The following is a 20806-nucleotide window of genomic DNA, read 5'->3' on the forward strand; positions in this document are numbered from 1 at the left end:
CGGCATGGACGCGTTGGTGAGCACCGAATGGCTGGCGAGCGAACTGGGCGCAGGCGACCTGCGGATCGTCGACGCGACCTATGTCGACGCGGCGACCGGTCGCGATCCCGCCGCCGAGTTCGCCGCGGCGCATATCCCCGGCGCGGTGTTCTTGGCCCTCGCCACGCTCCGCGATGTCGAGGCCGACCTGCCCAACACGGTGCCGAGCGCGGCGTCCTTCGCCGCGCATATGCAGGCACTGGGGATCGGCGACGGGGACCGCGTTGTGCTGTACGACAGCTCGCCCTGGCGGACCTCCGCGCGCGCGTGGTTTCTGCTGCGGCTGTTCGGCCTGCGCGACGTCGCGATCCTCGACGGCGGGATCGCCAAGTGGCGCGCCGAGGGGCGCCCGACCGAAGCGGGTGAGACGGCCCCCGCGCCCGCCTCGCTGGCGGTGCGCCCTGCCGGCACCTCGGTGCGCGATCTTGCGCAGATGAAGGCCAATCTGGACAGCGGCGCCGAGCAGGTCGTCGATGCCCGGTCGACCGCGCGCTTCACCGGTGAAGAGAGCGATCCGCGCGCCGGGGTGGCGCCGGGGCACATGCCGGGCGCGAAGAGCCTGCCCTATGGCGCGCTGCTGAACGCCATAGGCACGTGGAAGCGCGGCGACGCACTGCGGGCGGCGTTCGAGGATGCCGGTGTCGACCTCGCCAGGCCGATCGTCACGACCTGCGGCTCGGGGATCACCGCCGCCGTGCTCGCGTTCGGCGCGCACCTGCTCGGCAACGATGCCGCGCTGTACGACGGCAGCTGGTCCGAATGGGGCGCCGACCCAGCGACTCCGAAGGTGACCGGCGCGTGAGCAGCGGCGACCGGCCGATCAAGGACGCGACGCGGCTGGTCTCGGCGGGGCGGCGGCCGGAATGGACGCACAGCGCGGAGGGTGGCGGGATCGTCAATCCGCCGGTGTGGCGCGCGTCGACCATCCTGTATGATTCGGTCCAGCATCTGCGCGACGCGGCGGGGCGCGATACGCATCACCGGCTGTTCTATGGCCGCAAGGGCACGCCGACGCAGTGGAGCCTGGCCGATGCGCTGACCAGTCTGGAGCCCGGCGCGGAGGGGACCTTCCTCTACGGATCGGGCGTGGCGGCGATCGCCGCTGCGTTGCTGTCGGTGTTGTCGCCGGGTGACGAGCTGCTGCTGCCCGACAGCGCCTATGACCCGACGCGCGGCATGGCGATGGGGCTGCTCAAGCGGTTCGGGATCGCCACGCGATTCTACGATCCGCTGGTGGGGGCGGGAATCGCCGACCTGATCCACAGCACGACGCGCGCGATTCTCATGGAAAGTCCAGGTTCGCTGAGCTTCGAGGTGCAGGACGTGCCGGCGATCGTCGCGGCGGCGAAGGCGCGGGGGGTGACGACGCTGCTCGACAACACCTGGGCGACGCCGCTGTTCTTCCCGGCGATCGAACGCGGGGTCGATCTGACGATCCTCGCCTGCACCAAATATGTCGTCGGCCATTCGGACGCGATGCTCGGATCGGTCACCGCGGGCCCCGGCCATTTCAAGGCGCTGCGCGATACGAGCTTCCAACTCGGGCAGGTCGCGAGCCCCGACGATTGCTGGCTCGGCAGCCGCGGCCTGCGGACGATGGGCGTGCGGTTGAAGCACCACCAGGCGAGTGCGCTGACGATCGCGCACTGGCTCAAGAGCCGACCCGAGGTCGCGCAGGTGCTCCACCCCGCGCTGCCAGACTGCCCCGGCCACGAGCTGTTCGTCCGCGACTTCAAGGGATCGAGCGGACTGTTCTCGTTCGTGCTCGACGGTGGCGACGACGCGGCTCGTGCGGCGCTGATCGATACGCTTGAGCTGTTCGGGATCGGCTATAGCTGGGGCGGCTATGAGAGCCTGGCACTGCCGGTCGATCCGCAACGCCATCGCAGCGTCACGCGCCGCGCCGCGGCCGGACCGATGGTACGGTTGCAGATCGGGCTGGAGGACCCCGACGATCTGATCGCCGATCTCGACCGCGGGCTCGCCGCGTATCGGTCGCAAAGATAACGCCACCCGACTGTTGCGCCCGCGCAACATAGGCAGCGTCAATCCCGCGTACCGCGCAAGAAAAATCTTGTGCGCCGCAATAGTCGCTGGCATTCCATGAACACCGTCGGAAAGACCGCGCTCGGGCTCACGCCTAAAAGACGCGGCGTCCGCGGATGCAGGGCGGACATCGACTTCCGGTTTCGAAAGGGAAACGATGCGCTTCTCCACTCTATTGCTCGGCGGCATCGCGCTTGCTGCCGCCACCCCAGCGTTTGCGCAGGACTCCGCGCCGCCCAAGGCCGTGACCGTCACGGGCTCGGTCGGACTCGTCAGCGACTACCGGTTCCGCGGCGTGTCGCAGTCGGACGAGAATCTCGCCGTGCAGGGCGGCATCACGATCACGCACGAAAGCGGCCTGTACATCGGCACCTGGGGGTCGAACCTCGCCGGCTGGGGCACCTTTGGCGGCGCCAACATGGAGCTCGACCTGATCGCGGGGTACAAGCTCCCCGTCGGCGGCGGTACGCTCGACGTCGGCGCGACCTGGTACATGTACCCGGGCGGCTTCGACAACACCGATTTCATCGAGCCCTACGCCAAGCTGTCGGGCACCGCCGGCCCGGTCAACCTGACCGCCGGCGTCGCCTATGCGCCCAAGCAGGAGGCACTGGGGCCGTGGTATTCGAACGGCACCTCGGCCGCGAACGGCGTCTATGACCGCCCCGGCGCCAAGGACAGCAACCTGTATCTGTGGGGCGACATCAGCAGCGGCGTGCCCAACACCGGGCTGACGCTGAAGGGGCATCTGGGCTATTCGAACGGCAACAAGGGGCTCGGGCCGTTCGCGACCAGCGTCGCGCCGACCGGGGAATATTGGGATTGGCTGGTCGGTGCAGACTACACCATCCCGAGTACGCCGCTGACCTTGGGTATCGCCTATGTCGACACCGACATCGGTCGTGGCGAATCGGCCTATCTGCAGCCGAGCTTCAGCCGCGGCCAGGACGGCGTCGGGTCGATCGCCAACGGCAAGGTCGTGTTCGCGCTGACCGCGGCGTTCTGATCTTGCGGCCCTCCGTGAAAAGCGGGGGGCGGCACGATAAGGGCGGTTCGCAAGGACCGCCCTTTTTCTTGGCTGACGAAGACTCAGTTCGCGGTGGCGCGTGCGTCCTGGCCGTCACCCTCGGGTGCGGCGACGATGTCGCGGGTCGTCGATCCCTTGTCGACGACCGTCGTGCCGGGATCGCCCACGCTGGAACGGATGCCGGGATCGTCCGAATCGGCGCCCGCGGCATCGACGGTCGAGCGCTCGCTCGCGCTGCGCGGCGCGGCACCACCGAACAGCGCGTCGAGCGTCTGCGCGTTGGCCGCGGTATCCTGCGGGCGCGCGGCGCCGGGCTGCGGCGGCACCAGGCTGAAGTCGGGCGGGATCACCAGCGGCGCCTGGCGCGCGACGGCGAACTCGTCGGGCCCCGCACGATCGAGGCTGCGGCCCGCGCCACAGCCGGACAGCAGCGCGACGCAGGTCAGGCCAGCGGCCAGGGGCAGGACGTTACGCATGAGAATTCTCCACAGGGGGCTTCTCGCGCACGAGAAACGCCCGGACAAGCAGGACGAGCACACCAACCGTAATCGCTGCGTCGGCGACATTGAAGACCAAAAACGGTCGCCACGCGCCGATATGCAGGTCGCAGAAGTCGACGACGTACCCAAGCCGCGCGCGATCGACGATATTGCCAAGCGCGCCGCCCAGCACGAAGCCAAGCGCGATCTGGTCCGCGCGGTTCTTTTCGCGCGTCATCCAGATCGCGACGCCGACCGAGATCGCGCCGGTCAGCGCGATCAGCGCCCAGCGCGTGAGGTGTCCGTCGGCGGGGAGCAGCCCCAGCGAGATGCCGATGTTCGGCACGAAGCGCAGGTCGAAGAACGACGTGATCGTCGTTGCGTCGCCGAGCGAATCGATCCCGAGGGTTTGGGTGACGACGAACTTACTGAGCTGATCAGCGACGAACAACAAAGCGGCCGTCGCGATCCCGGCGCGGGGGACGTTACGCATCGACGACGCTTTCGCAGCGGTCGCAGAGATCACCGTCTGCGGTCACCTCGGGCAGGTGGCGCCAGCAGCGGCCGCATTTAAGGAACGTAGTCTTGTGGACCGTGATCACTGCCGTTCTGTTGTTAGTGTCCTGCGTATAAGTTGCTTCATCCCAAGCGGCCCGCCCGTACGGTTCAACCGTGGCACGACTTGATATGAAGAGCTCGGCCAAATCAATTGATTCGAGATTGGCTATGAGCGCCGCGTCTGATGTCTGAACGTGAACCTCCGCTTCGAGGCTAGAGCGAATAGTCTTCTCCCGTCGCTTTGGTTCGATGCTCGCGTTCACCGCTTCGCGAATGCCCCGGAGGTCGGTCCATTTGTGGCCAAGCAAGTCGCTACCAACGGTCGGCAAGACCGGCCATTCGAGATAATGCACCGATCCCTCGTCGGTCGGGAAGCGCGCCTGCCAGACCTCTTCGGCAGTGAAGCACAGCACCGGCGCGGCATAGCGGACCAGCGCGTGGAACAGCACGTCGAGCACGGTGCGGTACGAGCGGCGCTTGATGTCGCCGGGGGCGTCGCAATAGAGCGAATCCTTGCGGATATCGAAGAAGAATGCCGACAAATCCTCGTTCGCGAAGTCGGTCAGCAGGCGCGTGTAGCGGTTGAACTCATAGGCTTCCGCCGCCTGCCGCAATTCGGTGTCGATCATGCCGAGGCGGTGGAGCACGTAGCGTTCGAGCTCGGGCATGTCGGCGACCGCGACGCGCTCCGACTCGTCGAACCCGTCGAGCGCGCCGAGCATGTAGCGGAAGGTGTTGCGCAGTTTGCGGTACGCGTCGGAGGCGGTGGCGAGCACCTCCTTGCCGATCTTGACGTCGTCGAAATAGTCGGTCGAGGCGACCCACATCCGGAGAATGTCCGCGCCGCTCTCGCCGATGATCTTCAGCGGATCGACGACGTTGCCGAGCGATTTCGACATCTTCCGCCCTTGGCCGTCGAGCGCGAAGCCGTGCGTCAGCACCGCATCGTACGGCGCGCGGCCGCGCGTGCCGCAGGATTCGAGCAGCGACGACTGGAACCAGCCGCGATGCTGATCGGAGCCTTCGAGATATAGGTTCGCGCGCGTGCCCTCGCCGTAGCGCGCCTCGACGGTGAAGACGTGCGTGCAGCCCGAATCGAACCAGACGTCGAGGATGTCCTTCACGACCTCGTAATCGGCGAGATCGTAGTCGGTGCCGAGCAGCGCCTGGTGCCCATCGGCATACCACGCATCCGCGCCGCTCTCGCGGAAGGCGTCGACGATCCGCGCGTTGACCGCGGGGTCGTTGAGATACTGGCCGGTCGCGCGGTTGACGAACAGCGCGATCGGCACACCCCAGGCGCGCTGGCGCGAGATCACCCAGTCGGGGCGGCCCTGCACCATCGACGTGATCCGGTTTTCCGCGCGAGCGGGGATCCATGTGGTGGCCGCGATCGCGTCGAGCGCGATTTCGCGCAGCGTGGCGCCGTTCGAACCACCATCCGTCACCCCAGCGAAGGCTAAGGTCTCGTGAGGCTCCTGACCCGCGCCATCGCCAGAGGCCCCAGCCTGCGCTGGGGTGACGGATTGGTCTTGCGACCGGTCCATCGGGATGAACCATTGCGGGGTGGCGCGGAAGATGACCTTGGCCTTGGACCGCCACGAATGCGGATAGCTGTGCTTGAAGTCGTCGCTCGCGGCGAGCAGCGCGCCAACGTCTGAAAGGTCACGGCAAATGGGACCTTCGGCACCCACGAACTTCTTGTTGATGACGCTGCCCTGGCCGCCGAGCCACGCCCAGTCCGCGCGGTACATCCCCGCGCCGTCGACCGCGAAGACGGGGTCGATGCCGTACTGCTTGCAGAGCTCGAAATCGTCCTCGCCGTGGTCCGGCGCCATGTGGACGAGCCCGGTGCCCGCATCGGTCGTGACGAAGCTGCCGGGCAGGAACGGGCGGGGCCTTGCGAAGAAGCCGCCGAGCGCGTGCATCGGGTGGCGCACGGTGGCGCCTTCGAGGGCAGCGCCGAGAACCTGTAGCTGACCGATCTCTTGCAGATTGCCGGAATCCAGCTTTATGTCCGTGCGGCGTTCGAACTCTTCCTTCAGATCAAACGCGATCAGGAATCGACGGCCGTCTTCGGCGTGGAAGGCGTGATAATGAATGTCAGGCCCATAGCTCAGCGCCTGGTTCACCGGGATCGTCCACGGCGTCGTCGTCCAGATCACCGCATGTGCGCCGACCAGTTCGGGCGCGTTCGGCGCCTCCACGATCTCGAACGCGACGTCGATCTGCGTCGAGACGATGTCCTCATATTCGACCTCGGCCTCGGCGAGCGCGGTCTTCTCGACCGGCGACCACATCACCGGCTTCGCACCGCGGTACAGCTGGCCGGACTCCGCGAACTTCAGCAACTCGCCGACGATCGCGGCCTCGGCCTCGTACTTCATCGTCAGATACGGATCGGCCCAGTCGCCCATCACGCCCAGCCGCGCGAACTCGTCCTTCTGCACCGCGACCCATTTCTCGGCATAGGCGCGGCATTCGGCGCGGAACTGGTCGACGGGGACGTCGTCCTTGTTGAGCTTCTTGGCGCGGTAGGCTTCCTCGACCTTCCACTCGATCGGCAGGCCGTGGCAGTCCCAGCCGGGCACGTACGGCGCGTCCTTGCCCATCAGCGACTGGCTGCGGACGATGATGTCCTTCAGCACCTTGTTCATGGCGTGACCCATATGGATGTCGCCGTTCGCGTAGGGCGGGCCATCGTGCAGGATGAACCGCTCGCGCCCCGCGCGCTGCTCGCGCAGCCGGTCGTAGATGCCGAGCTTCGCCCAGCGCTCTAGGATCGCCGGCTCCTTGGCGGCGAGGCCGGCCTTCATCGGGAAGTCGGTCTTCGGCAGGAAGACAGTGTCGCGGTAATCGCGCGCGGCGGGGGCGGGGGCGTCGGTCATGAAGGCGGGGCTTTACCCGCGCTGTCGGTCTTACACAAATAGCTTAGATTTGGTTCGCGCAGAGGCGCAGAGACGCAGAGGTGTCGGCATTGCCGCGGAGCGGCCTTCAGACCGCGACGCTGGAACAGAGCTGCCGCAAGCCCTGACGAGGCGTCAGGCATAACCTCTCTGCGTCTCCGCGCCTCTGCGCGAACCAAATCTACTTGAGGATCTCTCTCGCGCGCGCGCAGTCGGCGTCCATCTGGGTCGTCAGGGCTTCGAGGGTGTCGAACTTCGCTTCGGGGCGGAGGTACTCGACCAGCGCGACCTCGACCGTCCGGCCGTACAGGTCGCCGGAGAAATCAAAGAAAAAGGGTTCGAGCAGTTCCTTCGGCGGATCGAAGCTCGGCCGGATGCCGAGGTTCGCGGCGCCCTTCAGGATGCGGCCGTCTTCCAGCCGTCCGGTCACCGCGTAGATGCCGTAGGCGGGGCGGAGATAGTTGCCCATGTCGAGATTAGCGGTCGGATAGCCGATCGTGCGCCCGAGTTTGTCGCCGTGCTGGACGCGGCCTTCGATCGCGAAGGGCCGCGTCAACAGCCTCTTAGCGGTGGCCACGTCGCCGGCGCGGAGCGCGTCGCGGATGCGGGTCGAGGACACGGTTTCGCCGTCGAGCGCGACCGGGCCGACGGTTTCGGCGCGGAAGCCGTGTGCGGGGCCGCGGGCGGCGAGGGTGGCGACGGTGCCGCGCTTTGCCTTGCCGAAGGTGAAGTCTTCGCCGGTGACCACGCCGGCGATCTCGAGCGCGCGTTCCAAGCGTTGCGCGATGAAATCTTCGGCGGTCAGCGCGGCGAGGTCGCCGTCGAACCGGAACACGATCATCGCGTCCGCGCCGGCCTGCGCGAACAACCGCTCGCGCTGGTCGAGCGTGGTCAGACGGAACGGCGCGGTGTCGGGGCGGAAGTGGCGCACTGGGTGCGGATCGAAGGTCGCGACCAGCGCCGGGCGCCCCTCAGCCTTCGCCCACGCAATCGCGCGCGCGACCACCGCCTGGTGGCCGAGATGGAATCCGTCGAAATTGCCGAGCGCGACGATGCCGCCTGCAAGCTGCGGGGGGATCGAAGCGCCCCCGTCGAGCCGCTGCATGGCCGCGGGCTATAGGGGGGGCGGGAGGGGGACGCTATACTGTTCTCTGTCCCGTTCTCCCGCGAAGGCGGGAGCCCAGGATCCCAGGCGTCGGCGTTCGTGGCTCCTCGACTCCCGCTTTCGCGGGAGAACGAATGTTTATCGGGTTAGCGTTACGAAACTATAGGCAGGTCGCTCGCCTTCGGCCGCATGGTCCTCCCGCGCGATTTCGGTCCAGCCCGTGAACGCAGGCACGGTCGCATCGCCCTCGGGCTCGAGATGGACTTCGGTCAGCTCGATGCGGTCGGCGTGGGGCAGGCACAGGGCAAAGATTTCCGCGCCGCCGATCACCGCGACGTCGTCGCCCGCCAGCGCCAGCGCCTCGTCGACCGAATGCGCCACCTCGGCACCCGGCGCGGTCCAACTGCCGCGCGTCAGCACGATGTGACGGCGGCCGGGGAGTGGGCTCGGGAAGCTCTCGAAGGTTTTCCGCCCCATGATCATCGGCTTGCCCATCGTTAGCGCCTTGAAGCGCTTGAGATCGGCGGGAAGGCGCCAGGGGAGTTGGCCGTCGCGGCCGATGACGCCGTTGCTGGCGCGGGCGAGATGGAACGAGATCATGGTCCGGGTCATGCCGGATGCGGCAAGGAGCGCCAAGCCGCTAAAAACATCCGTCACCCCAGCGAAGGCTGGGGTCTCGTGAGACACGGGACTCGGCAGCAGCCTCTAGAGATCCCAGCGTGCGCTGGGATGACGGAGGTAGGTGGGATGACCGTAGGTTGGCGTCACCCCGCCGCGTGTTCTTTGACGTAGGCTTCGGGATCCTTGTCGACGACCTTCACGCCGTTCAGGTGATTCGCCTCGAATGCCGCGAACTTGACGCCCAGGTCGTGCCGCTCCTGCAGAGTCGCGTGCTTGCGGAAATCGGTCAGGCCCTGGCGTTCTTCCTCGGCGAGGTGATCGCTGTTCGCCTTGTTGCACGCGCCGACCGCCTCGAACCACGCGTCCGAACCGACGGGGTGCGTGTCGACCGCCTCGCCGGTGTCGCGGATGTCGTTGTGGTCGTCGATCGCGTCTTCGGTTTCCTCGGCGGCGGACTCGGCGTCGTTGCCGCCGGTGCCGATCTTCATGAGCCGCGGGTAGAAGAAGCGCTCCTCCGCTTCTGCGTGCGAGTCGAGGAAGTTCTTGAGGCGGGTCCAGAGCGCCGACAGCGCCTCAGTATCCTTGGGATCGATCTGGTCGATCTGGGCGAAGAGGTTCCGCTGCTGCGCGTGTTCGTCGAGGATGAGCTGTGTAATGTCCATCCGCGCCCAACCGCGGACGCCCACGACCGGTTCCTATTGCGATTCGATCGCTTCAGACCGCGACCGGCGCCTTGATGTGTGGTTGCGCGACGTAATCGTGCAGCACGAAATCCTCGTAGTCGTACGCGCCGATCGACGGTGGCGTCCGGAGGATTTCGAGCCGCGGCAACGGGCCCGGCGTGCGTGCCAACTGCAGGCGGGCCTGCTCGACATGATTCGAATAGAGGTGACAGTCGCCGCCCGTCCAGATGAACTCGCCGACTTCGAGCCCGCATTGCTGTGCGAGCAGATGCGTCAGCAGCGCGTAGCTGGCGATGTTGAACGGCACGCCGAGGAAGATGTCGGCGGAGCGCTGGTACAGCTGCAGCGACAGCTTGCCGTTTGCAACGTGCGTCTGGAACAGGCAGTGGCACGGGGCGAGCGCCATCGCGTGCAGATCACCGGGGTTCCACGCGCTGACGATCTGGCGGCGGCTGGCGGGATTGGTCTTGATCTGGTCGATCAGCTCGGCGATCTGGTCGATATGGCGGCCGTCGGCGGTGGCCCAGTCGCGCCATTGCTTGCCATAGACCGGGCCGAGATCGCCGTTCTCGTCCGCCCATTCGTCCCAGATCGCGACCTTGCGCTCCTGCAGCCACCGGACATTGGTGTCGCCGCGCAGGAACCACAGCAGTTCGACGATGATCGAGCGCAGATGCAGCTTCTTGGTCGTCAGCACCGGGAAGCCCTGCGCCAGATCGAAGCGCATCTGGGCGCCGAAGACGCTCAGCGTGCCGGTGCCGGTGCGGTCCATCGTCTCGACGCCGGTCGAAAGGATGCGGTCCATGAGATCGAGATATTGACGCATCGCGGTTGCTTACGCGGACGGATGCGAAGCGCCAAGATGGAGACAGCTGTTCGTGCGCCGACGCGCGCCGTGCGTCATGCCGGTTCGTGCCGGACCTGCCGCCAATCGATGATCTTGCGACCGCGCATGCGCTGTTCCGCGCGATCGGTCATGCGCGGCAGGAGATATTGGGACTGGGATATCTTGATCCGAAACGGAGGCTTCTGGGGTTGCGCCACGTTGCCGGACGTAGGGGGCACGTCGTCTGTTCGGTGCGCAACGTCGTGGCGGATACGCTGATGCTCGGCGCGGTCGGGGTGGTGATGGCGCACAATCATCCGAGCGGCGACGTCCGACCCAGCGAGCGCGACCTGGCGTTCACACGGGCACTGGCGCGCGGGTTGGCAGCAGTTGACGTCGAACTGCTAGACCACCTCGTTCTCGCAGGAGACGCGGTCACCAGCATCCGATCGGTGACACCGTGATCAGGTCAGGGACCAGGTCAGGAGGTCGGCGTATCCATCCGGCACGGCACGATCCCAGCCGGCTGGGGACGCTTCCCGGTCGCGCGGAATGTCGCCATGTAACCGCCCGCCGACGGCATTTCCGCCATCGCCACCTGCGTATAACCGACCGCCGCCAGCTCGCATTTGAGCAGCCGCGGCGGCGTGCCGTGGTTACGCGTCGGGCGGTTCGCGTCGACGATCACGACGAGGCCGTCGGGCTTGAGCGCGGGCCGAAGCCGCCACAGGAACTCATAGGGCTGCGCGATCTCGTGATACATGTGCACCATCAGCACGCGGTCGAAGCTCGCCGGCGGCAGCTTCGGGTCGTTGGGTTCACCCAGCCTCACGCTGACATTGTCGAGGCGCTCGCGCGCGACGCGTTCGGCGAGCTGATCACGGACGCCGGCGACGATGTCCTCGGCGAGCACACGACCGTCCTTGCCGACGCGCGCGGCGAGGCGGATCGTGTAATAGCCCTCACCCGCGCCGATATCGGCGACCGTCATGCCGATGCGGATATCGGCCTTGTTCATCACCTCACCGGCCTCGTTCAGCCGGTCGCGTGCTTCCTCGTTCGACCAGCGCGCCGAGACGATCGACGCGACCGGACGGTCGGCGGCGGGGAAGGGGCCAGGCCCCTTCGCCTCACGCTTGATGAGCGGCTTGCTGCCGTCGCACGCGGCCAGGGTCAGTGGCAGGGCCGCGATCAGTGCCAGTCCGACGGCCGGTCTCAATCGACGTCCTCCACCTCGATCGCCTCGCCGGTCACGCGCTGCGACAGGGCCGCCGCCATGAACAGCTCGAGATCGCCGTCGAGCACGTCGGACGGGCTGGTCGAGACCACGCCGGTGCGCAGGTCCTTCACCATCTGGTACGGTTGCAGAACGTAGGAGCGGATCTGGTGGCCCCAGCCGATGTCGGTCTTGCCCGCGTTCTCGGCGTTGGCGGCGGCTTCGCGGATCGCGAGTTCGCGCTCGTACAACCGTGCGCGGAGCTGATTGTACGCCTCGGCCTTGTTCTTGTGCTGCGATCGCTGGTTCTGGCACTGCACGACGATGCCGGTCGGGATGTGCGTGATGCGCACCGCCGAATCGGTCGTGTTGATGTGCTGCCCGCCCGCGCCTGAGGCACGGTAGGTGTCGATGCGCAGGTCGCTCTCGTTATACTCGACGTCGATATTGTCGTCGACGACCGGATAGACCCAGACGCTGGCAAACGAGGTGTGGCGGCGTGCGGCGCTGTCGTACGGGCTGATGCGGACGAGGCGGTGGACGCCGCTCTCGGTCTTGGCATAGCCATAGGCGTTCTCGCCCTTCAGCAGCAGGGTCGCCGACTTGATCCCGGCCTGCTCGCCCGAATGCTGATCGATCAGCTCGACCTTCAGCCCGTGGCGCTCGCCCCAGCGCGAATACATCCGGCTGAGCATCCCCGCCCAGTCCTGGCTCTCGGTACCGCCCGCGCCGGCGTTGACCTCGATATAGGTGTCGTTGCCGTCGGCTTCGCCCGCGAGCAGCGCCTTGATCTTGTCCTTGTCGGCACGCGCGGCGAGTTCGGCGAGCGCGGCGACGCCGTCCGCCTCCATCGCGGTGTCGCCTTCGGCTTCGGCCATCACGATCAGCTCGGACGTGTCGCTGAGCTCGCTCTCGATCGCGCGCGTCGCGCTGATCGCTTCGTCGAGGCGGCGACGCTCGCGCATCACGTCCTGCGCGGCCTTCGGATCGGACCAGAGCGCCTGGTCTTCGACGCGCGCGTTCAGCTCGTCGAGGCGACGCAGCGCGCGGTCCCAGTCGAGGAAGCGGCGCAGCAGCGCCAGCGCGTCGTTGATGGTGTCGACATGAGCCTGCGCTTCGGCGCGCATGGGTATTCTCCAAAAACCGTCACCCCAGCGGAGGCTGGGGTCTCGGGCGGCAAGCGCGCGCCCTGTAGTCAAACGATCCCGGCCTGCGCCGGGATGACGTGGGTATATAGGTCAGGGCCTAGTAGATGCCGCCCTGTCTTTGCAAGAAATCGCTGTCGCGCGGGGTCTCGCGGCGAGGTGCCACGGTCTTGGCCGCAACCGGGGCGAGCGGCGCGGTGCGACGCGCGGCACGCCGTGGTTCGCTCTCCGGCTTGAACGCTTCCCAGATCACCGCGGGCTTGGGATCGGCGGTGTTGGGCCAGGTGCCATAGACCGGGCGACCGCTGCCGCGATCGATCCGGACCATGCGGATTCCGGCAGGCGCGCGGAACGGGAGCTTCTCCAGCCCCTCATACGCCTTGGCCGCGAACTGCTTGAAGATCGGCGCGGCCAGCGTGCCGCCCTGCGCGGCGCCGCCCAGGTTCCGCGGCGTGTCGTAGCCGATGTACAGCCCGCCGACGAACTGCGGGGTGCCGCCGACGAACCACACATCGGTGGGGCCGTTGTTGGTGCCGGTCTTGCCGAACATCGGCCGGTCGAGATCGCGCAGCGTCACCGCGGTGCCTCGTTGGACCACGCCTTCGGTGATGTGCACCATCTGATACGCGGTCAGCGCGTCGAGCACCTGGCGCTGGCGCGTGACCGGCCGCGGCATCGCCTTGCCGTCCCAGTCGGGCGCGTTGCAGCGCTCGCAAGCGCGCCAGTTTTCGGGCCAGATCACCTTGCCGTGGCGGTCCTGCACGAAGTCGATCAGGGACGGCGGGCCGCCCTTGCCGTTGTTCGCGAGGATCGAATAGGCGTTGACCATGCGGCCGACGGTGGTCTCGCCGGCGCCGAGCGCGAACGAGAGATATGGCGGGTAATCGCCGATCCCCATCTTCTTGATCGTCGCGACGACCTTGACCATGCCGGTCTGCGCGGCGGTGCGCACCGTCATCAGGTTGCGCGACTGTTCGATTCCCCAGCGCATCGTGTGCGGGCCCGCGCCACGCGAATTGCCGAAGTTGCGGAAGCATTTGTTGCCCAGCCTAGCGCCCTGATAAACGCAGAACGGGCCGTCGACGATGATCGACGCGGGGGTCATCCCGTTATCGAGCGCGGCCGAATAGACGATAGGCTTGATGGTGGAGCCGGGCTGCCGCATCGCCTGCGTCGCACGGTTGAACGCCTGGATGCGGTCGTCGAAGCCGCCCTGCATTGCCAGCACGCGGCCGCTCGCGGGTTCCTCGACGACGAAGCCGCCCGAAACCTTGGGGATGGCGCGCAGCCCGAAGCCGCCGCCCTCCGGTGCGACAGCGACGATGTCACCCGCCTTCAGCGCGGCAAACGCGGTGCCGCCCTTGCCGCGCACCGGAATCTGCGCGCCCGAACGCGGCAGCGTGCCAGTGGCGCCGTTGGCAAAGCCGAGTTCCGCCGACCCGCCGGTCCGGGCGATCACGATCGCTGCGACCCAGTCGTTATAGTCGAGCGCGATGTTGGTATTGAGCAGCGACTGCAGCCAGTTGGCCTGGCCCGCATCGTCGGTGATCAGGTCGACGTGACGGATCGGCCCGCTCCAGCCACGCCCACGGTCGAAGCGGATCAGGCCATCGCGCAATGCCTTCTGCGCCAGATCCTGCAGCTGCGTGTCGAGCGAGGTGCGCACCCACAGCCCGCCAGAATAGACGCTGTACGGCCCGTCCTTGGCGTTCTCGCCGAACTTTGCGAGCAGCTGGCGACGGACTTCCTCGACGAAATAGCCGCCGACGCTTTCGAATTTGGGCGTGCGGCGCAACACCGCGACCAGAGGTTCGGCGCGCGCCTGATCGTGCTGGCCGCGCGTGATGAACCCGTTTTCGAGCATCCGGTCGAGCACATAGTTGCGCCGGATCGTCGCGCGCTCGCGTGATCGCACCGGATCGTAATTGGACGGACCCTTGGGCAGGATCGCCAGATAGGCCATCTGCGCGAGATCGAGCTGGTCGAGCTCCTTGTCGAAATAGGCGTGGCTTGCGGCCTCGACGCCGAACGCGTTGCGACCGAGCGCGATCTGGTTGAGGTAGAGCTCCAGGATCTGCTGCTTGGTCAGCGTATCCTCGATCTTGTACGCCAGCACCGCCTCGCGCAATTTGCGCGTCGGCGAATATTCGTTGCCGATCAGCAGGTTCTTGGCGACCTGCTGCGTAATCGTCGAGCCGCCCTTGGCGCGGCGGCCGGTGCCAATCTTCGACGCGTAATCGATCACCGCGCCTGCCAGGCCCGGAAAGTCGACGCCGTGGTGTTCGAAGAACGTCTTGTCCTCGGCGGCCAGGAACGCGCGGATCAGCAGCGGCGGATATTCACCGTAGCTGAGCTCGACGCGGCGTTCGCGGGCATAGGAATGGATCGGGGCGCCATCGATGCCGCGGACGTTGGTGGGCAACGGCGGCTCGTAGGTGCGCAGCGCATCGACCGACGGCAGGTCGCGGACGACCAGCAGCCAGAAGCCGAAGATCGCGATCAGGCCGAGGACGAACAGCGCGACCGCCGCCTTGACCAGCTTGCGGGCCCAGGCGCGGGCAAGCCACCCACGGGCGCCCTCGGCTGAACGGAGGGTCTTGCTGGTTGAGCTGGGGGAAGGGTCGGATGCCATAAACTGGGCCGAGCGTTTAGCAGGTTCGGGGGCGCTTGCCAGCGGCGTTCGGTAAAGCGCGTGTTGCGCTTCGACGAAGGTATGGTGGTAGATGGGGCGCTATCCGATCCACGGTTCTCCCGCCTTCGCGGGAGAACCGTGTGTGTTCTGAGCGTCCGAGTTGTGGCAGCAGACGGCGATGACCCCCGCGCTGCCGATCCTTGCCGTCCTGCCCGAGCTCCTCGCGACACTGCGCGACCGCACGTCCGCGGTCCTCGTCGCGCCGCCGGGTGCGGGCAAGACGACCGCGGTCGCGCCGGCGCTGCTCGGCGAGCCGTGGTGCCCCGGTGAGATCCTGCTCCTCTCCCCCCGCCGTCTCGCCGCGCGCGCAGCCGCCGAGCGGATGGCGGCGACCGCGGGCGAACCGGTCGGTGTGACGTTCGGCTATGCGACGCGGATGGACAGCAAGCGCTCCGCCGCGACGCGCGTGACCGTGATCACGGAAGGCATTTTCGTCGCGCGGATCCAGGCCGACCCCGAACTCGCGGGCGTCTCGGCGGTTCTGTTCGACGAGGTCCACGAGCGCAGCCTCGACGGCGATTTCGGGCTGGCGCTCGCGCTCGACGTGCAGACGGGGTTCCGCCCCGATCTGCGCATCGTCGCGATGTCGGCGACGCTCGACGGCGCGCGGTTCTCGGCGCTGATGGATGACGCGCGGGTGATCGAGAGCGAAGGGCGCAGCTATCCGCTGGCGCTGCGCCATATCGGCCGTAACGCCGAACTGCGGATCGAGGATTCGGTTGCCGCCGCGGTTCGGCAGGCGCTGTCCGAAAGCGAAGGCGGGGTGCTCGCCTTCCTGCCCGGCGTTGCCGAGATCGAGCGCACCGCCGAACGGCTGGCGGGCTTGCCCGACGATATTGCGCTGCACGAACTCCACGGCAGCCTCGACCCCGCCGCGCAACGCGCCGCGATCGCGCTGCAGCGCGACGGGCGCCGCAAGGTCGTGCTCGCGACGAGCATCGCCGAGACCAGCCTGACCCTCGACGGCATCCGTATCGTGGTCGATTCGGGGCTCGCGCGGCGCCCGCGCTATGATCGCGCGGCGGGGATGACGCGGCTGGTGACCGAACGCGCGAGCCAGGCTGCGGTGACGCAACGCGCGGGGCGCGCGGCGCGGCAGGGGCCGGGGGTGGCGTATCGGCTGTGGGAGGCGGCAGCGACCGCGGGGCTGCCGCGGTACGATCCGCCCGAGATATTGGAGGCGGATTTGTCCGCGCTGGTGCTGGCGTGCGCCTTGTGGGGCGTGGCCCCGCGCGACCTGCGCTGGATCGATCCGCCGCCTGCGGCCGCGACCGACGAGGCGCAGGCGCGGCTCGCGACGCTGGAGGCGATCGACGCGGATGGCCGCCCGACCGCGCACGGGCGTCGGATCGCAGCGCTGCCGATGCCGCCGCGGCTGGCGCATATGCTGATCCGGGCGGGCGAGCGCGGGCTGGGAACGGTGGCGGCGGAAGTCGCGGTGCTGCTGGGCGAGCGCGGGATCGGCGGGCCGGACGTCGACGTGGAGGCGCGGTTGCGACGGTGGAAAGGCGAGCGCGGGGCCAAGGCGCAGGCGGCGCGGGGGATGGCGGAGCGATGGGCCAAGCTCGCTCCCGCTCGCGGGAGGGGGCTGGGGGGTGGGCTCCCGGCATCCACGTCGCGCAACGTCGATAGCGCGAGCCCACCCCCCAACCCCAGTGTCGGGTCGGCTGGGCTCGCAGCACAGTCTGAACAGCGCGGGGCGCTGTTCACCCAACACTCGCCTGCGGGAGGGGGGGTGTCTGTTGCCCTTGCTCTAGGCTTCCCCGACCGCATCGCGCGGCGGCGCGATATTTCGGGAGAGACCTGGGCGTCGGTCGGGGGCCGGGGGTTCCGGCTCGATCCGACCTTGCCACTCGCGCGGTCGGAATGGCTGGCGGTCGCCGATACGCAAGGTGCGGCCTGGGGCGCGCGCATCCTGTCCGCGGCCGCGATCGATCTGGCGACCGTCGAATCGCTGTTCGCCGATCGTATCGAGACGCGCCGGACGGCGACCTTCGACCCCGCGACGGGCGGGGTGCAGCCGATCCGCGAGCGCCGCCTGGGCGCGATCCGGTTGTCGAGCGGGCCCGACAGCGCCGCCGATCCGGCGACGGTCGCCGCCGCATTGCTCGACGGTGTGCGAGTGCACGGTCTCGCACGACTGCCCTGGGGCGAGGGCGCGCAGGCTTTGCGCGACCGCGCGGCGTTCGCAGGCGTGCCGCTCGACGACGAAACACTGCTGGAGCGCGCCGACGAATGGCTCACGCCGTTGATCGCGGGCAAGCGGCGGCTCGACCAGATCGCGCCCGGCGCGCTGGCCGACTCGCTGCGAAACCTGCTCGGCTGGGATGCGATGCGGACGATCGACCGGCTTGCGCCCGCGGACTTCACCAGCCCCGCGGGCAGCACCCACGCGATCGACTATGCCGCGGAGGGCGGGCCGCGCGTCGACCTGCGCGTGCAGACCTTGTTCGGGCTGGCGGTGCATCCGGTGGTCGGTGAGGCGCGCGTGCCGCTGGTCCTCAGTCTGACCTCGCCCGCCGGTCGACCGATACAGACGACGCGCGACTTGCCCGGCTTCTGGGCGGGCAGCTGGACCGCGGTCGCCAAGGAAATGCGCGGCCGTTATCCCAAACATCCTTGGCCCGACGATCCCGCATCGGCATCGGCGACGCTGCGCACGAAAAAGGCGGATGCAAGGGCCGCCGGATCGCGGTAGGGGAGAGCTATGCCTACCGCCCGTATCTTTCAGCGCCCCAAGAACGCCATGCAGTCCGGCAAATTCCGGACCGACGCCTGGCAATTGGAATTCGAGCCGTCCGAGCCCAAGCGGCCCGACCCGCTGACCGGCTGGGCCGGCAGCGGCGACACGCGCGATCAGGTGCGGTTGTTCTTCTCGACGCTGGAGGCGGCAATTGCCTATTGCGCGCGCGAAGGGTTGGACCACACGGTCGTGCCGTCGCCGGAAAAGACTCTGAAGCTGCAGAGTTACGCGGACAATTTCCGCTAAACCGCGCTCGTCCCGGCGTTCGTCCGGGTTAGCCGCGCACTAACAGATAGTTCATCCGCGCCGCCGCGATCGGGGCGTCGGGTGAGTCCTGCCACGCGGTCGCCTCGACATTGGCCACCCGCGTCCCCAGCCGCGTGACCACGCCCGCCGCGCGCGTCGGCTTGTCGCGCCCACCGCGCATGAAATCGACGGTGACGTTGACCGGCTTGATCCGTCCGCCGCCCTCCGCCGCCAGCGCATACTGGAGCGCGGCGATCGCCGCCATTTCCAGCAGTCCCGAGATCGCGCCACCGTGCAGGAAGCCCGGTCGCCCGAGCACCGCGTCGCCGAACGGCATCACCAGCACCGGCGGTGCGTCGTCGCGCGTTTCGATCGTCACGCCGAGCAGATCGGCATAGGGCGGCAACGTCATCCCGGGGGTCATGCGGGGGCCTTCAAGAACATATAGGTGCCGGCGATGTGCGCGAGCGGATCGGCCGGGTCGCCGTCATGCGCCTGGCCGCGCACGAACGCGATCGAGGGCGTCAGGCGATAGCATTCGCCGTGCCCTATGACGGTCTTGCCGGGGGTCGCGGGGCGCAGATAGTCGACGCGCAGATCGAGAGTCGCGATCGGCTTGAAACGGCCGATCTTCGCCCAGATGCCCAGACTCGCGGCCATGTCCATCAGTGCGACGATCGGCCCCGAGGCGATCACCCCGCTGGTCGGATCGCCGATCAGCGACTCGGCATAGGGCAGCGCGAGTTCGGCCCAGTCGTCGCCATGCGCATGATAGGCATAGCCGAGCGCCGCGCCATGCCCCCAGATCCAGTTGCTGAACTGGCGTACGTCGAAGTCCGTCATGAATGCAGCCTCTACACGGGCCGGGTTGCGACGCAATTGCTGCGCGCGTAGCTGGATCGGGAAGAGGAGAGGCCATGAACGACCGGGTCACGATCAGCTGCGAAGGCCATGTCGCAGACGTCCGGCTCAACCGCGCGGACAAGATGAACGCGATCGATCCGGCGATGTTCGACGGCATCGCCGCGGCGATCGACCGGCTCGCGACGATGGACGCCATCCGCGTCGTCGTGCTGTCGGGCGAGGGGCGCGCGTTCTGCGCCGGGTTCGACATGGCGTCGATGGCGGATGGCGGGTCGGGGCTCGACATCGATGCGCGCACCCACGGCCTGGCGAACGGGCCGCAGCAGGTCGCCTGGGGCTGGCGGACGCTGCCGATGCCGGTGATCGCGGCGGTGCACGGCGTCGCGTTCGGCGGTGGTTTCCAGATCATGTCGGGGGCGGACATCCGGATCGCGCGCGCCGATACGCGGTTTGCGATCCGCGAGGCGCATTGGGGGCTGGTGCCCGACATGGCCGGCATCGCGCTGTGGCGGACGCTGGCGCGAGACGACGTGCTGCGCGAACTGACCTATACCGCGCGCGAGTTCGACGGTGTCGAGGCGCAGGCGATGGGGTTCGTAACGCGGCTGGCCGACGATCCGCACGCCGCGGCGATGGCGCTCGCGCATGAGATTGCCGCGAAGAACCCCCACGCGATCCGCGGGGCAAAGCGGCTCTACAATCTCGCCGCCGATGCCGATGCCGCGACCGTGCTGCGCGCCGAGAGCGCAGAGCAGGGCAAGGTGATCCGCAGCGCCAATCAGATCGAACAGGTCCGCGCGAATATCGAACGCCGCGCGGCGGTGTTCACCGACTAGGCGTCGCCCGGTCATAGGGGACGAACGCGCGGAACCGGCAGACTCCCGACGGGATCGAGATGCCTGGCGAGATCGTGCGGAACCGGTCGTTGCGGCACAATCGGCCGCCGTATATCTCGACGATCAGCGTGTCGCGGGGCCGGAGCGACGGACAGTCCCCCACCGGCCCGGTGACCCAGATCCGCTTGCCCGACTGCCGATAGAGGATGGTGTTCGCGTCGACGATGTCGGGCCCGTTCAGCCGCGATGGATCGACGCAATCGACCGGCGCGCCGGCGATCCGGCCGGCCAGCGGGTCGGAGCGGCCCGCCGCCAGCGTCAGCGCCAGCGCGCCAAGGGTGGCGAGCCGCCTCATGGCTTGCGGTACGGAACGAAGTCGCCGAGGCTGCACCCGCCGGTCGGGAAGCGCGAGGCGCGATCGAAGGTTTGCCCGATATCGCCGCGGCACAACTGCCCGGTCGGCGAGCGCGTGACGAGGATGTCGTCGCGGCCGGCGCGTTCGCACCCGCCTGCGGTGTCGTTGCGATACACCAGGCTGCGACTGACACGATACAGTAGCGTCGGACCGTACGCCTCGAGGTTGGACGATTGGAGCTGGTTCATGCAGCTCATCGGCTTGCCCGGCGTGAGCCCGGATAGCGCCTTGGCGAGCTTGGCCTGCGTGGCGTCGGCTTCGACCACGGCGCGCGCGGCCTGTTGCGGCGTGGGCGTGCAGGCGGCCAGCATCGCGAGCACCATCGGGGGCAGGATCATACGCATCGGCATCTCTCCTTC

At 68.0% G+C, this 20806-nt stretch carries 21 protein-coding genes; 7 read left to right on the top strand and 14 right to left on the bottom strand.

Going from position 1 to position 20806, the window contains the following annotated elements; all coding sequences use genetic code 11:
• Positions 1-4 precede the first annotated feature (4 nt).
• The 3 genes from U1701_RS08540 to U1701_RS08550 all read left to right on the top strand — a co-directional run bounded on the left by U1701_RS08540 (position 5) and on the right by U1701_RS08550 (position 3091).
• Positions 5-841 (top strand): sulfurtransferase, encoded by an 837-nt coding sequence (locus tag U1701_RS08540; protein ID WP_332782129.1) that lies wholly within the window; start codon positions 5-7, stop codon positions 839-841.
• On the top strand, positions 799-2046 hold the full coding sequence (gene metC, locus U1701_RS08545) for a cystathionine beta-lyase (protein WP_332782130.1): 1248 nt from the start codon (positions 799-801) through the stop codon (positions 2044-2046). The genes U1701_RS08540 and metC overlap by 43 nt, the downstream gene beginning before the upstream one ends.
• A 196-nt stretch (positions 2047-2242) precedes the next feature.
• Complete coding sequence (locus U1701_RS08550) at positions 2243-3091, top strand: TorF family putative porin (RefSeq protein WP_332782131.1); 849 nt, start codon at positions 2243-2245, stop codon at positions 3089-3091.
• 83 nt (positions 3092-3174) lie between these two features.
• Here the strand turns inward: U1701_RS08550 and U1701_RS08555 are convergent, their stop codons facing one another.
• The 7 genes from U1701_RS08555 to U1701_RS08585 all read right to left on the bottom strand — a co-directional run bounded on the left by U1701_RS08555 (position 3175) and on the right by U1701_RS08585 (position 10290).
• Positions 3175-3588: a DUF3035 domain-containing protein gene (locus U1701_RS08555; protein ID WP_332782132.1), complete on the bottom strand. Its 414-nt coding sequence runs from the start codon at positions 3586-3588 to the stop codon at positions 3175-3177.
• Positions 3581-4084, bottom strand: coding sequence for a signal peptidase II (gene lspA, locus U1701_RS08560; RefSeq protein ID WP_332782133.1), 504 nt, complete (start codon positions 4082-4084; stop codon positions 3581-3583). The genes U1701_RS08555 and lspA overlap by 8 nt, the downstream gene beginning before the upstream one ends.
• The gene (ileS, locus tag U1701_RS08565; RefSeq protein ID WP_332782134.1) at positions 4077-7037 is read right to left on the bottom strand and encodes an isoleucine--tRNA ligase; all 2961 of its coding nucleotides are present in this window, start codon (positions 7035-7037) and stop codon (positions 4077-4079) included. Before ileS ends, lspA begins: the two co-directional genes overlap by 8 nt.
• 199 nt (positions 7038-7236) lie before the next feature.
• Positions 7237-8160: a bifunctional riboflavin kinase/FAD synthetase gene (locus U1701_RS08570; protein ID WP_332782135.1), complete on the bottom strand. Its 924-nt coding sequence runs from the start codon at positions 8158-8160 to the stop codon at positions 7237-7239.
• 138 nt (positions 8161-8298) lie between these two features.
• Positions 8299-8760 (bottom strand): dihydrofolate reductase, encoded by a 462-nt coding sequence (locus U1701_RS08575; protein ID WP_332782335.1) that lies wholly within the window; start codon positions 8758-8760, stop codon positions 8299-8301.
• 164 nt (positions 8761-8924) lie between these two features.
• Positions 8925-9467, bottom strand: coding sequence for a hemerythrin domain-containing protein (locus U1701_RS08580; RefSeq protein ID WP_332782136.1), 543 nt, complete (start codon positions 9465-9467; stop codon positions 8925-8927).
• A 28-nt stretch (positions 9468-9495) separates the two neighbouring features.
• Positions 9496-10290: a thymidylate synthase gene (locus U1701_RS08585; protein ID WP_332782137.1), complete on the bottom strand. Its 795-nt coding sequence runs from the start codon at positions 10288-10290 to the stop codon at positions 9496-9498.
• Between the two features lie 86 nt (positions 10291-10376).
• Here U1701_RS08585 and U1701_RS08590 point away from each other — a divergent pair, with 86 nt between their 5' ends.
• Positions 10377-10754, top strand: a complete 378-nt coding sequence (locus U1701_RS08590; protein WP_332782138.1) for a JAB domain-containing protein — start codon at positions 10377-10379, stop codon at positions 10752-10754.
• A 17-nt stretch (positions 10755-10771) separates the two neighbouring features.
• On the opposite strand, the gene U1701_RS08595 is transcribed toward U1701_RS08590, so the two are convergent.
• The 3 genes from U1701_RS08595 to U1701_RS08605 form a co-directional block, all read right to left on the bottom strand.
• On the bottom strand, positions 10772-11509 hold the full coding sequence (locus U1701_RS08595; protein WP_332782139.1) for a class I SAM-dependent methyltransferase: 738 nt from the start codon (positions 11507-11509) through the stop codon (positions 10772-10774).
• Positions 11506-12633, bottom strand: a complete 1128-nt coding sequence (gene prfB / locus U1701_RS08600) for a peptide chain release factor 2 (protein ID WP_332782140.1) — start codon at positions 12631-12633, stop codon at positions 11506-11508. Before prfB ends, U1701_RS08595 begins: the two co-directional genes overlap by 4 nt.
• Before the next feature lie 118 nt (positions 12634-12751).
• The gene (locus U1701_RS08605) at positions 12752-15283 is read right to left on the bottom strand and encodes a penicillin-binding protein 1A (RefSeq protein WP_332782141.1); all 2532 of its coding nucleotides are present in this window, start codon (positions 15281-15283) and stop codon (positions 12752-12754) included.
• 178 nt (positions 15284-15461) lie between these two features.
• Between U1701_RS08605 and hrpB the strand changes: the two genes are divergently transcribed.
• Both hrpB and U1701_RS08615 read left to right on the top strand, forming a co-directional pair.
• Positions 15462-18041, top strand: coding sequence for an ATP-dependent helicase HrpB (gene hrpB, locus U1701_RS08610; protein ID WP_332782142.1), 2580 nt, complete (start codon positions 15462-15464; stop codon positions 18039-18041).
• Between the two features lie 9 nt (positions 18042-18050).
• Entirely contained in the window at positions 18051-18332 is a 282-nt protein-coding gene (locus tag U1701_RS08615; RefSeq protein ID WP_332782143.1) for an ETC complex I subunit, read from the top strand.
• A gap of 28 nt (positions 18333-18360) precedes the next feature.
• Here the strand turns inward: U1701_RS08615 and U1701_RS08620 are convergent, their stop codons facing one another.
• The gene (locus tag U1701_RS08620) at positions 18361-18744 is read right to left on the bottom strand and encodes a PaaI family thioesterase (RefSeq protein WP_332782336.1); all 384 of its coding nucleotides are present in this window, start codon (positions 18742-18744) and stop codon (positions 18361-18363) included.
• Between the two features lie 8 nt (positions 18745-18752).
• Positions 18753-19175, bottom strand: a complete 423-nt coding sequence (locus tag U1701_RS08625) for a PaaI family thioesterase (RefSeq protein WP_332782144.1) — start codon at positions 19173-19175, stop codon at positions 18753-18755.
• 74 nt (positions 19176-19249) lie between these two features.
• Between U1701_RS08625 and U1701_RS08630 the strand changes: the two genes are divergently transcribed.
• A complete protein-coding gene (locus U1701_RS08630; RefSeq protein WP_332782145.1) occupies positions 19250-20032 on the top strand; it encodes a crotonase/enoyl-CoA hydratase family protein in 783 nt (260 codons plus the stop codon).
• On the opposite strand, the gene U1701_RS08635 is transcribed toward U1701_RS08630, so the two are convergent.
• Positions 20022-20387 (bottom strand): hypothetical protein, encoded by a 366-nt coding sequence (locus U1701_RS08635; protein ID WP_332782146.1) that lies wholly within the window; start codon positions 20385-20387, stop codon positions 20022-20024. The two genes, U1701_RS08630 and U1701_RS08635, sit on opposite strands and share 11 nt — an antisense overlap.
• On the bottom strand, positions 20384-20791 hold the full coding sequence (locus U1701_RS08640) for a hypothetical protein (RefSeq protein WP_332782147.1): 408 nt from the start codon (positions 20789-20791) through the stop codon (positions 20384-20386). The genes U1701_RS08635 and U1701_RS08640 overlap by 4 nt, the downstream gene beginning before the upstream one ends.
• Between the last annotated feature and the right edge of the window lie 15 nt (positions 20792-20806).

This window comes from Sphingomonas rhamnosi (genome assembly GCF_036663615.1).
Classification (GTDB): domain Bacteria; phylum Pseudomonadota; class Alphaproteobacteria; order Sphingomonadales; family Sphingomonadaceae; genus Sphingomonas.